General features: G+C 40.6%; 13 protein-coding genes. 1 reads left to right on the top strand and 12 read right to left on the bottom strand.

Annotated elements, in window-relative coordinates; translation table 11 throughout:
• Nucleotides 1–30 precede the first annotated feature (30 nt).
• The 12 genes from KQH97_RS00545 to KQH97_RS00595 form a co-directional block, all read right to left on the bottom strand.
• Nucleotides 31–3,213: a SpaA isopeptide-forming pilin-related protein gene (locus tag KQH97_RS00545; protein WP_216552095.1), complete on the bottom strand. Its 3,183-nt coding sequence runs from the start codon at nucleotides 3,211–3,213 to the stop codon at nucleotides 31–33.
• A 117-nt stretch (nucleotides 3,214–3,330) separates the two neighbouring features.
• Nucleotides 3,331–4,206, bottom strand: coding sequence for a hypothetical protein (locus KQH97_RS00550; protein ID WP_216552097.1), 876 nt, complete (start codon nucleotides 4,204–4,206; stop codon nucleotides 3,331–3,333).
• Nucleotides 4,207–4,369: 163 nt separating this feature from the next.
• On the bottom strand, nucleotides 4,370–5,005 hold the full coding sequence (locus tag KQH97_RS00555) for a hypothetical protein (RefSeq protein ID WP_216552099.1): 636 nt from the start codon (nucleotides 5,003–5,005) through the stop codon (nucleotides 4,370–4,372).
• Between the two features lie 46 nt (nucleotides 5,006–5,051).
• Complete coding sequence (locus KQH97_RS00560) at nucleotides 5,052–5,348, bottom strand: hypothetical protein (protein WP_117865812.1); 297 nt, start codon at nucleotides 5,346–5,348, stop codon at nucleotides 5,052–5,054.
• Nucleotides 5,345–6,301: a DUF3846 domain-containing protein gene (locus tag KQH97_RS00565; protein ID WP_216552101.1), complete on the bottom strand. Its 957-nt coding sequence runs from the start codon at nucleotides 6,299–6,301 to the stop codon at nucleotides 5,345–5,347. The genes KQH97_RS00560 and KQH97_RS00565 overlap by 4 nt, the downstream gene beginning before the upstream one ends.
• A 60-nt stretch (nucleotides 6,302–6,361) precedes the next feature.
• Nucleotides 6,362–7,552, bottom strand: coding sequence for an LPD11 domain-containing protein (locus KQH97_RS00570; protein WP_216552103.1), 1,191 nt, complete (start codon nucleotides 7,550–7,552; stop codon nucleotides 6,362–6,364).
• 2 nt (nucleotides 7,553–7,554) lie between these two features.
• Complete coding sequence (locus KQH97_RS00575; protein ID WP_216552105.1) at nucleotides 7,555–8,376, bottom strand: exonuclease domain-containing protein; 822 nt, start codon at nucleotides 8,374–8,376, stop codon at nucleotides 7,555–7,557.
• A gap of 22 nt (nucleotides 8,377–8,398) precedes the next feature.
• Entirely contained in the window at nucleotides 8,399–8,800 is a 402-nt protein-coding gene (locus tag KQH97_RS00580; RefSeq protein WP_216552107.1) for a DUF6075 family protein, read from the bottom strand.
• Nucleotides 8,797–8,919, bottom strand: a complete 123-nt coding sequence (locus tag KQH97_RS08705; RefSeq protein WP_301282696.1) for a hypothetical protein — start codon at nucleotides 8,917–8,919, stop codon at nucleotides 8,797–8,799. The genes KQH97_RS00580 and KQH97_RS08705 overlap by 4 nt, the downstream gene beginning before the upstream one ends.
• A 51-nt stretch (nucleotides 8,920–8,970) precedes the next feature.
• The gene (locus KQH97_RS00585; protein WP_216552110.1) at nucleotides 8,971–9,915 is read right to left on the bottom strand and encodes a ParB/RepB/Spo0J family partition protein; all 945 of its coding nucleotides are present in this window, start codon (nucleotides 9,913–9,915) and stop codon (nucleotides 8,971–8,973) included.
• Complete coding sequence (locus KQH97_RS00590) at nucleotides 9,915–10,706, bottom strand: ParA family protein (RefSeq protein WP_216552111.1); 792 nt, start codon at nucleotides 10,704–10,706, stop codon at nucleotides 9,915–9,917. Before KQH97_RS00590 ends, KQH97_RS00585 begins: the two co-directional genes overlap by 1 nt.
• Before the next feature lie 218 nt (nucleotides 10,707–10,924).
• The gene (locus tag KQH97_RS00595; RefSeq protein WP_216552113.1) at nucleotides 10,925–11,362 is read right to left on the bottom strand and encodes a hypothetical protein; all 438 of its coding nucleotides are present in this window, start codon (nucleotides 11,360–11,362) and stop codon (nucleotides 10,925–10,927) included.
• A 519-nt stretch (nucleotides 11,363–11,881) separates the two neighbouring features.
• Here KQH97_RS00595 and KQH97_RS00600 point away from each other — a divergent pair.
• On the top strand, nucleotides 11,882–12,288 hold a 407-nt coding region (locus tag KQH97_RS00600; protein WP_253286325.1), incomplete at its 3' end, for a DUF6329 domain-containing protein.

Raw genomic sequence — 12,288 nt, forward strand, 5'->3', positions numbered from 1 at the left:
CTTTTTACTGCCTTTTTCAGACAGTATCAATTACCTTTCTTTTCTCTTGCGTGAAAACAGAATAACAGCCGCTCCTGCGAGTATGACAACTACACCGCCAAGAACTGTTCTGCCGTCAATATTATCGGAAACACCAGTGTTAGGCGTGTCAGGAACTTTTTCGTTGAACATATCAGTATCAATAGTCTGAGCATATGCTACAGTCACTTGTTTTGAGTCGGCAACAAGATAGCCGTATGGCACTGTTGAGCCGTCCTCTGTTATTGTGTATGTACCTATCGGTACGTTTTCAAACTTCGCTATGCCGTCCTTGTCGGTGACGGCTTCAATGCGTATCTCTCTGCCAGTATCGGAAACTCCCGAAAGAATAAAACGAATGCCCTCGATGTTCGTCATGCCGTCAGTTTTCTTGTGAACCTTAACTGTTCCTGTCTGTTCAGCGTTCAAAATTGTTTCATCAATTGTCTGAGCATACTCAACCTTGACTTCCTTTTCGTCAGCTACAAGATATCCGTAAGGAACTGTTTCCTTATCCTCGATAACTTTGTATGTACCTATCGGTACGTTCTCGAACTTTGCTATGCCGTTCTCATCAGTTACCGCAGGGATATCAATTTCACGTCCTGTGTCAGATGTACCTCTGATATAGAACTTGATACCCTCGATATTCTTCTGTCCCTCAGTGGTCTTATGGACTACGATAGAGCCTGATTTTTCCTTGTTCTCAATAGAAACTTCCTTTGTTTCGGCATATGTTACTGTCACGTTCTGTGGGTCAGCGACAAGATATGCAGTTGGTACTGTCTTTTCGTCCTCATAGATAGTATAAGTTCCAATTGGTATCTCACTGAAAATCGCAACGCCGTTATCATCAGTTGTCGCAGGAATGTCGATATCTCTGCCGCTGTCTGATGTACCTCTCAGATTGAATGTGATACCCTTGATATTGAGATTGCCAACTGTAGACTTTGTGACCTTTATCTCGCCTGTTTTCTCGATATTCTCGAACGCAACCTCTGCTGTTTCATTATACTCAACAGTGACTTCCTGCTCGTCAGCCACAAGGTAAGCCGCAGGAACTGTTGAGCCGTCCTCTGTGATGACATACTTGCCGATAACAATCTTATCGAACATTGCTACGCCATTTTCATTTGTTGTCGCTTCAAACTTCAAGTCCTTGTTTGTATCAGAAATGCCTGTTGCAAGGAACTTAATGCCCTCAATATTGAGATTACCTGTTGTTATCTTTGTGACCTTGATAGAGCCACTTTTCTTCTTGTTTGTCATTTCAGCCTTGACGATATCATCGTTTTCTGTTATTTCGAACGGATAAGGAGTATCGTCAATTTCATAGATATCAGGTGCTGAAATCTCACGATAGAAATACTTGCCTATAGCAAGCTGAAAATGTGCAATGCCGTTCTCGTCTGTAGTTCCTGTGATGACCTGTTCGTTATTTTCATTAAGAATTTCAAAGGTGCAATCAGGGATAAGTTCGCCTGTTGAAATGTCAGTCTTTGTTATCTCAAAAGGAATAGTGTTTTGCTCGTTGTCAAAATCCACAACGAACTCAGCCTGCTGTTCAACAAGCTTGATAGTCTGTGTTGGTTCATCAGAAATCGAATAGCCCTTTGGTGCTTCAATCTCTGTCACAGTGTAGCTGTAGCCCTTGTAGATAGCCTTTGTTGTTTCAGCTATGCCGTCTGCGCCTGTGGTTATGGTGTCGATAACTGTTCCCTTTGGATATATACAATAGCCATTGCCAACGTAGATATCCTCGGCTGCTGCCACTTCAAACTTTGCACCCTCGAGGTCAGCTCTTGTTTCAGCGTCACGCTTGTGAATTGTTATCTTGCCCTTGTCAGGAGCAGAAGCCTTGTTGATGAACTCCGTTTTAGCCGTCTTGTCAGCGGTAACAGTGATAGCTTTCTTTGATGATATCATGTAGCCGTCTGCCGTGGATATTTCTCTCCATTCATAATTACCTTCTGGCAGACCTGTTACATCAATATCACCCTTGGTGTTTGGCGTAAGGTCTGTAGCCTGTGAAACGAGGTCAGTGAAGCTGTAGATTCCGTCCTTTCCAGTTGCCTTTACAAACTTGTAGCTGTCACCGACCTTGCAAGCAAGCTGAAACTTAACGGCTTTGTACATATCCGCTGTGCCTGTTTGCTTGTTGTCAAAGTAATCTGTGAAGCTCTTGTCAAGGTGAGCTGAGCCTGTGCTTATTTTAAGCTTGATATATGCCTGAACAGGGTCTTTGCCTGATATATATCCAACTTTCGCCTGAGAGCCTGAATCATTTTTGCCCTTGTAAAACAGAGGAACACATTCCTCTATCTTGCCACTGTTCTTTGCTCTTGCCTTTGTCAGAGTGACAGCTTTTGTTCCTGCCTTGATGTTTTCATTGGCGGAAACCTTGATGTTGCTTCCGTCCTTTTTGAATGTAACTCCGTCAACTTTTGAAAAATCGAACTGTGAGATACTGCTGTCAGCCTTGATCGTACCCTCATATTTCTTTGTTGAAGTGTTATACTTCAATTCGTATGTAGGGGCGGTTCTTACGGCAGTTGTTGCACCAGCAGGAGTTTTATAGTGGCTAAGTATATCACCTTTCATTTTCTTGTAGCAATCCACAAGGTTTTTATGGTCTGCTGATGAAGGAGCATATATGCGGTTCAAAATCGTATTTTCGTCCGAAGAAAGATTTTCTGATGAACTGTCAAAGAAACCGCCTGATACTGTCCATATCATAGCTTGAGAAGCTACTCTTTCGGTATCTGCATTGTAGCCATACTTAGTTTTACCTTTGTAAGCGTATATTGTAGCAGATTTTAAATAGTTTCGCTGATTTCCGTCCTTGTAATATTGTTTCATCTTATCATCATTAAATGATACAGAACTCATTTCAATGCTGTTATCATGCTCAGTACCAAGCTGAACACAATAGCAATTGTTTCCGCTTTCGTCATTCCAGAAATAGAACTCCTGCGCCCACTTGTAGCGGAATGCGTCATTGGTGTTTCCACCTGTCAATGGGTCATAGGCGTTTTTTAGCCCTGAACCCTCAAAGTTATAGCTCCAATCAAGAACCTTGCTCTGCGTATGCTTTGTGTCAGCCGCAAAGGCAACCAGTCCATTTGAAAAGATTGAGGCTGTAAGGAGAAGCACTGTGAGTAAAGAGCCTATCCTTTTTACGATACTTTTCTTCATTTTTATCTCGCCCTTTCAATTTATTTCTCTATGTCAAATCCTTGCGGATATTATTTTTTTGCATAAAAAAAGACGATTGAAATTTTTATCAATCGTCTTAAACGCTTTATTCAGTTTTTATGCTCTCAGCAAATATGTGTTCCAACAGGAGTGACCATAATAATCTGTTCCTGCTTGAATGATTATTACACTTTGGTGAAGATATTCTTCACTATAAAAATTGTATTCATCTTGAATCTCCTCTTTCAGACTTTGGAGAACATCATTGTATTTTTCGTGAGCGTATATGTTATCTCCAGAAGTCCATGAAGCAGTATTAAGGTTTACATCTGCAAGGTCTGCCATATACTCATCAGCCGAGGAATAACCTCCATTTGTGTATATCTTCTCGACTCTTGGTCTTGCCAATTCATTGCTGTATGCCTGCAATTCTTTCTGAAGTCTGTCTATATCACTCTGAGTAAGGTTTACCTTTGGCTTAGCCGTTGTAGTTGTAGTCGGCTTTGGCTTCGGAGCTTGCGTTTTCTTTGCCGTTGTGGTGGTCTGCTTTTGTGTCTGACGCTCTGTCTGTCTCTTTGTCTGACGTTCGGTCTGAGGAGCTTGTGTTTCCGCAGGCTGATAGTTGTAGTTGCCGTTTCCGTTGTTGGTGGTGTTTCCGCTGTAGCTCTGATTATTATTCACTGTTCCGCCGTTGCTTGCCTTAGAGCTGTTCGCCTTTGCAGTGTTCTTTGGAGTAGTCGATGATTTAGAACTGCTTGTGCTTTTTGTGCTTGCAGACGTTCCCGTTGTGGTAGCCGAAAGGGAAGTTGTTTCCTCGCTCTGAGAGGTCAGTGTGGCTTCCGTTGTGGTAGTTGCCGAAGCTTTTGTGCTTGAAGCCGTTGTGGTTGCCTTTGGAGGGGCTGATGATGTGGTGTCTGTGTTGCCACAGGCGGTTATGCTTATCATTGTCGCACTGATGAGCAGAGCGGCTATGGCTTTTATCGTGTTCTTCATATGGTTTTCCTCCTATACTTTTCTTAATGTAATTATACTATATTTCCCTATCATTGTAAATGACAAGTGTGGCTAAACTTTTTTGTTGATGTTCACTAAATTCGACAAAAAAATATGAATATATGAAACTGCAATAAAAAAGAGACATCACAGCGTCTCTAAATTACATATGCAGGCTGTTTCCACGGGTTATCTCTCTGTTCTTTTCGATCTCTGTCCTAAGCTGTTTGTTTTCAGCCTCAAGCTTTCTGTTTGTATCTCTAAGCACAATGTTCTCATTAAAAAGCTTTCCGTTTTCGTTGATTATCTTTGCATAATCTCTGGAGAAATTATCGAGAGTTTCTTTGAGATCTTTCTGTTGCATTGTAAAGCTGCGATAGCTTTCATCTTCCTTTTCATAGCGCCCGTTTATTACCTGAAAATCCTTTTGCAATATATTGAGCATATCTTGGTGCTGTCCTGTAAGTGCTTTATCATTCGGTGTCTTGCCGATATTGTCCATTATTTTATTGTACTGTTCTGAAAATTCGGCGTGAAAAGTCTTTTCATCATTAACACCGAGCTGACGAGCAAGCTTCTTGATCTCTTCTGTGTTTTTTACTATCTGCGATTTTCTTGACTGTCTTGCCGAAAATAGATAAGTTACAATGCCTGTTAAGATAACAGAAATCAGTATTGGTAGGATTTTTTCCATAAAATACTCCATAAATGTTGTACACTCCTTGTCATCATTTATTATATACACCGCATTTGCTACATTAGTGATAAAAGCGATTGCGTATATTGGATAATTCTTCATTTTACCTCTCCATTCTACCATAATTTTTGTGATCCGTCAAGGTATATTATCGCCCTCTTGACTGGTGTCCTCTGTTCTTCTTGATCGTGTTATCATTACTTTCTGATCGCACAAGCGTTTCAAGTGCCTGTTCTTTTGAGGTGCATTGACTCTTGTGTGCCCAGTCTATGCGGTGCCCACTGAGCTTACAGCCGTAAGCAATGTAATTGCCGCCAAATGTGTTTTCAAGGACCGCTGTTGTGTGTCCGTCAGGCTCATTTCGTACAGCAGATATTCTGTAGATCATATTTTCTTTTTCGGCTTGATAATAGCTTTCCGAATAAGGCTTAAATTGCATTTTCATCTTTTAGGACTTCCTTTAGGCTTAGGCTTGGAGGCAGCTCTTTCAGGCGCCTGAGTCGGTGTCAGCTCCTCGAATGAGATGAAATGTACCTCACATCTGAATGCCTCACCGATCTCACGCTCTGTAAATCTGTCTGGCTTTTTAAACATCTCAAGATACTTTTTGACTTGGCTTTCTGTCAAAGATAAGCTATCTTCACCATTATCGCCAGTTATAAAGAATGTTCCGCATATCGCTTGCTTGCCGTCAAACTTTCTGTTCGGCTGCATTTCACATATACGGGCTTCTTCATTTCCCCATGCAAGCGCTTTGCTGTCATCAAGATAATCGTATAACGGCTCTATATAGCCGTCAACCACCTTTTGCATTGCTCTAAGCTTACTCTCAGAGCAATCAAGAAGCTTTTCGTATGCAGGCTTGTTCGGCTCAACGACGACGACTCTCAATATATCGTCACGCTGTTTATTGAGTGCGTCAAGCTTTTTATCTGTTCTTTTGATAAGCTCAGTAAACTCATACGGTTTATTCTCATAAGCAACGTTACATTCCTCAACGGTCTGTTTGGCAACTTCAATTACTTTACTGAGATCCAGCTTGTAGTCCTTGGCAAAACTTCCGTATCTGTTTACGTTTTCAGAATATCTGTAGATATTCTTATCGAGATCCAATGTGACATACGTACTGATCTCATTGCTTTGGTCAAAAACTCTTTTGTAAAGTGGTAATTCATCAGCATTTATTTTCTCAAATACATTCTCGCTTTTTTTTGCTGTCATAAACTCATTTGAATAGGTTATCGCTTCAAACGCCTTATCAAGAGCGATATCATTATGCTGTGCATATTCGATCGCCTGATCAAGTCTTAGTGGACCTGTTACGCAATTGCCGCCGTGGTGAGTATAGTAATAACTGTTCTCACCGTTGTTTATGACTTCATATATTGCATTATTCAACTTTGGACCTCCTTACACCCTACCACGTGTGGTAGGGTAGTGTGATATGAAACGTTTGTTTTATTTTCTCCCTGCTTGATTTTTGCCTAAACTCACATTTTTCTTCGGCTTTTCAATTCCTTTTGCAAAGCAAGGATCTTCAATAGCAGCATTGATTATATCAAGCATTTCCATCTTCTGTTCTTTGGTCATAGTGTAGTGAAAAACAGGACCCTTGTCCATACTCTCGTCATTACTGAGCGTTGAGTAGTTTTGCTCAGAGAGCATATAGAAAGTGTGCAGTCCTGCCGATGAGCCGTGATGACCTTCCTGCTTAGTCACATATCCTACAGGTATGCCAAGTTTGACAGCCTGTACGGCTTGCTCTTCCGAAAGAAAAATATCATTTTGTGACTGCTTGTCGCACAGCTCACAGGCGTTGCGGCAATTATCCGCTATGTCTGAGATACGCTGTTTGGTTTCGTCAGCTCTTGCAAATGATTTAAGACTCTGTTCTTTTTCGTTTTCAACTTTTTCTTGCGGCAGCATTGCTTTTTCATAGTCTGAAATGTTTTTTTCGGAAAGCCATTCAGGCTTAACAACAAGCTTTGAATACAACTCTTTCATTTTTTCTATTTGTTCTTTAGGTGTTCCTGCCCAAAGATGTTTGGAATTTCTGTTGCCAGCACCAAGATAGTAGTTACAATCCATTTGCAAGCGACCTAAAAGCATATATTCACTCTTTTGATTTTTTATCACTTCGTTGATTTCTTTGTAAACGTGGAGCGTAGCATAGCAGTCACCCAAGCTGTTATGTGCTTCTTTATGCTCGGACCAATCATAGCCGTAATAGTCTGCGGCTATAGTGAGTTTCTGCCATTTGTAGCTTCCTCTTTGGTCATTCCATTCTCCATAAATTGGCGCAAACATTTTCATTGCGTCAGCATATTCTGTGTTTAAAAACTCTGCTCCGTTATTTTCAAGAAAAGCTTTATCAAACTTGAGGTTGTATCCAACGATCTTATCATATCTGTTTAAGATATCATTTATCTCTGGCATGACCTCCGCTATAGTCGGTGCGTCAGCTACCATTTCAGGCGTGATATGATGAATACGCTCCGCTTCTGCCCACTCAGTATGCTGTGTGGGCTTTATGTAGCTATCAAAAAGAACTGCGCCCTCATTATCAATGATAGACACCTGAAGAAGCTCGTCCTCTGCTGCGTTCAAACCTGTTGTTTCAGTGTCCAAAACTATATATTTGTTTTCCATGATTATTTATCCTCCTCCACCCGATACAATTTCTCTTTGTAGAGCTTCAAAATAGCTTGACATTTTTCAAGGCTATTCTTTGGAAGTTCAAAGTTATCACTTTCAGTTATCATTTCATTTACATTTACTTCTCTTCGATATTTTGGTTGAATTAAAATGTTGCTCCATGAAAATAGCCAATAATAACTATAATTTTTACTGTACAAAATAAGATCTGCATTATTAAATATTTCGGTAATCTGTTTAGCCATATCAGATATTTGCGGCGCATTAGCAACCATTTCTGGTGTTATTCCGTTTTCCTTTTCAGTTTCTGTCCACTCTTTGTGTTTTTTGGGTTTAAAATAGCTATTAAAAAGAATATCTCCTCTGAAGTTGATAACTGATAATTGCAATAATTCATTTTTATATTCATATCCTGTTGCTTCAAAGTTTATAGCAATAGCTGTTGACGGATCGTTGTCAAGAGCATTTATAACCATGCTCAATTCGTCAATTTTTTTCTTGTAAGGCTCAACAGCACACCACTTAGCCTCTTCAAGTTCTCTTTCACGTTCTTCCTGCTCACGTTCTAGCCTAGCCTTACGATATGCCCTTGCCTGTTCTCTGCGTCTTTCTTTTTCGGGCTGAAAAAAAGCCTGCAACTCACTCTCTGTTGCAGGTCTGACTTCATCAGGTTTGTAATACTTGCATGGTTGTTTGCTTTGTTTGCTTGGCAAAAGCTCTATGCCCTCTACATTTTCTGCTACAAGAAAGCCCTCAAGCGCCCACTGACGTTCGGTCTTGTAGCTGTCATATTCTCTGTGATAGTGCTTTACTTTCATACCATTACCTCCATTTCATTATTCACATAAAAATTTCGAACCTGATTTTGATTGCTTGGAAGTAATACGGCGCATATGTGCAGTTGAAAATATTGTCAGGAGCATAGTATTTGCTCGGCACATATTTTTTCTGTCCGTTCTTGTCGATATAGGCTTCAGGGGGATCTGAGTCATACACTGAACCGCTCCAAAGGTTGAATGCCAAACGTGTTGTTTTACTGCTTGTGCTTGTCTGAAACGGCTTATTCAAACCCTCGAAAATAATAACATCTTTTTTTTCATCATATAGTGCGCCAATATGATGACGCAAAACACTGTCCATTGTCAAAAGATAAGCAAGCGACAAGTGATAGCCGTCTAAATAGGGCATTTTGCCACACAGCTTATTAAACAGTTCCTCGTGTTCGTCATCATAAAAAATCATTTTTCTTTCCTGCCTTTCTTGAAAAGTCTGTATTTCTCAGGAATAAATGCGCTTATAATAGTCCAAATTCCTGTTATACAAAGAGCTATTCCCAGTGAACCATAAAATATTCTTTCCATTGTCCAATCACTCCTTTTTGTAAAAAAAGGACACCTGAAACTTCAAGTGTCCTAGTTTTCTTCTGCCGCAAAATGTTCTGCAAGCAGCTTGACTATAAGATCATCCATATCGTCCTGTGAAGAACTTTCAAGGGACGGAAACATGGATGATATCTTCGTGTATATACTTGTTGATACCTGCTCAGTTTTTTTAGCTTTAGGCTGATGACAGATATCGTATACCTTATCAACGGTCAGTTCTTCGTTTCCGTTTTCGTCACAGTACGCACAGACTGCATTGATGTATTTGCCTGGGAAAGTTCTGAGGTCATACATCTCAATGTAGTCTGCTATGATATTCTGTTGTTCTTCGGAAAGATGAGCTAAAAGCATTTCATATCTTCCGAAAGGAATAACCTTGTTATCTACCATTGGAATGAGCCTTGCGGATAGTTTCAGCAGATGTACATATCTGTATACCGTTGTATTGGAAACGCCGAATTTCTCGGATATCTCATTCAGGGTAGCGGTTTCATTGTCCATACCACGTTTATCCATGTACGTTTTGAAGATCTCAGCATTTTCTGAGGGAAGAACGTCATCTGTTCTTGTATTGGACTCTGCAACGATCATGTATGCCGTGAAGTCGTCTATGTTGTCCTTGATCTGGCATGGAATAGTCGTCAGACCGCACAGCCTAGCCGCATAGTATCTATGATGACCTGCAAGTATTTCATATTCACTTTCTTTTCTCCGAACTATAACTGGCTGCAGGACGCCCAGATCCCTTATAGAGATAGCCAGACGCTCAACCTTGGATTGTCTTATCTTATATGGCTGTTCCTTTCCCTCAGGCGTTCTGTATGGTTTGATACTGTTTATATCCAACTCAACGATCCTCTGAGCTGTACCTTGCCACTGATTGAGATACTCAGCGGCAAGCTCATGGTTGATGTTCTCAGCCTCAGATTGCATATTCTCCTGATGTTGGCTGCGTCTTTCAAGCAAGCTGCACATTATCTATTCACCCTTTCCATTACTTCTTCTGCAAGCTCTGTGTACTTCTCAGCAAGCGTATTGCCTGTCAAATTAACACATCCTGCATAGCTTTTCACTGTTTTGTTGACCTGCTCAGGACGAGCTGGGATAACAGTATTAAAGACTGTATCTCCATATATCTTTCGGCAGGCAATGTCTATCTCTTTAGACGTTGTGGTTATATTGCTTCTATTCTCAAGAATGCCAAGTATATTAAGACCTGGATTCGTTGTTGCCCTTATAGCATTGACCTTTTCTGTAATGAGGTCAATGGCGTCAAAGGCGAATATACCAGCGTCTATTGGTATAATAACGAAGTCTGAAGCGTTAAGAGCATTCTGCGCAAGAAGATCAAGGTCAGGACGATTGTCTATGAGTATGTAGTCATAGGTATTCGTCAAAGCCTTATCACGGAGCATGAGCTTGAGTATATAGTTACAGTTGGCGGATGAGGCGATCACGCTGTTAGCCGAACCGAGCATACGTCCTGCGGATATATAGTCAACGTTTGGATTTTTCTCAGACTTCTTGATATACTCTGCATAGTCTATAGAAGTATCACCAGACGCTGAACTGTAGATAAGATCTGCTATGGTCTTTCTTATTGCGGATTCTGAGCAATACGAAGTGAGGTTGCCCTGCTTGTCAAGGTCGATAAGTAGCACTTTTTTGCCGAGCTTTCCTAATGCGCAACCTAGGTTGAATGTTGTAGTTGTTTTTCCTGTGCCGCCTTTTTCTGTAATGATCGAAATAATTTTTGTGTTCTCCATTATGAACATCCTTTCTTGATATCATTTTGTGTTCCCCAATGATGACATAGAAAAAGCAGCAGGGGAGAACACCGTCCTGCCGCTCAGGGAGCTACCCTGTCTATGCCTGATAGTCAAGCTATCAAAAAAGCTGCCGATATTCTCAGCAGCAATTTTCATAGCTTAGCTTTTCGAAAAAGAAAAAGCCAATGAGTATTGTCTCATCAGCTTTTTGTTTTCTATCTGTACCAGAGATTTTCCATTGTAAAAGGATTAGGAGGATTGTTACCCTTTCTCTTTTCGATCTCATAGTCTATGAACATCTTGTATCTTTTAAGCTCATCAAGGTCAGCTTCAGCAGCTACTCTCATGATAGCTTCTGTTCGTTCCTCAATCTGTGCTTCATGAAGCTCTGTGTCCATTTCTCTGTTCTTTCGGATGAATGTTTCTTCAAGGTCCTCAAGATCGTCAAACTCGGCAGTAGCTTTTCCCTCATCGATCTTGTAGATCTTGCTGCCGTTGAAGCCAAACCTTGTAGTGGTATACTCAAAGAAATCATGGCAATACTTGATAGCCTCATCATGTTTGAGCATTTTAGTCAGTTTTTCGGGCTTGATCAGTTCGTTGCAGCCACCTGCAAGTGTAGTTGCTTCCTTTTTGTTTTCAATAAGTCTCATAATTCTTCCTCCTTGTATTTTTTACTATATCATAACATATTTTGACGATTTGTCAAGTACGATTAAAATGCAGAATTGGTAAATATCTCCAAAACCGCGTGCCGAGGGTTCGAATCCTTCTGCCCCTGCCATACTTGTGCAATGAAATAGATATTGTGCCCGAAAAGCTCGCATTTACGCGCTTTTTTCATGCTCTGACGCTGAAAAAATTAAGGTGAAAACCGTAGATGTATTTTCATGATTTTTAAGTACCGGAAGGGATTGAACCCTCCACAATTGAATATTATCAAACATTCCGGCAAGTTATGAGCATATTTTGCTCTAAGCCTGCCGATTTGTATATAAAAAAACTTTCACAAAGTTTTCAATACAAATTTATTGGATCTGCTGATTTTGTTGGTATCTCTTAAAACAGAGAAACCAATAGGATCGGCTTTTTTCATTTCTAAGGAAAGAGATGATACCCATGTAACAGCTATACTATTAAAAAGAAAACCTAAAACAAACGGAGGTATGTCAATGAATGAAAAACTCATAATCAACACAAATCTGCTTCGCAAAGAACCTGAATTCAAAACGTACACTTGCGTGGTGGAAAAAGCTGTGCCTGTTCCGACCGAAGAATTTGAGAGGCTGAAGCACGCTCCAATGTGCAATAACCATCTCATAAGCGAAAACCTTAACAGTATGTGGTACGGCAACGGCGTACATCATTGTCTGCTGATCTACGACAAGCAACAGGGCGACGGCTTGTTAATAGAGTCTGAGGGTGCTCCCTATGCAAGATATGCCCAGTTTATTCCAAACGCAAAACTGCTGTATGAAAATCATATGCAGACGCATTTGCAGGAATTAAAGTTCTGCTGTCCCCTTGAAATCAACAGAGAGCCGGAATGTTGGAATGATGAGTATGAGGAAATCTCGTC

It is taken from the genome of Ruminococcus sp. MSJ-25 (genome assembly GCF_018917825.1).
In the GTDB taxonomy this organism is placed as follows: domain Bacteria; phylum Bacillota; class Clostridia; order Oscillospirales; family Ruminococcaceae; genus Hominimerdicola; species Hominimerdicola aceti.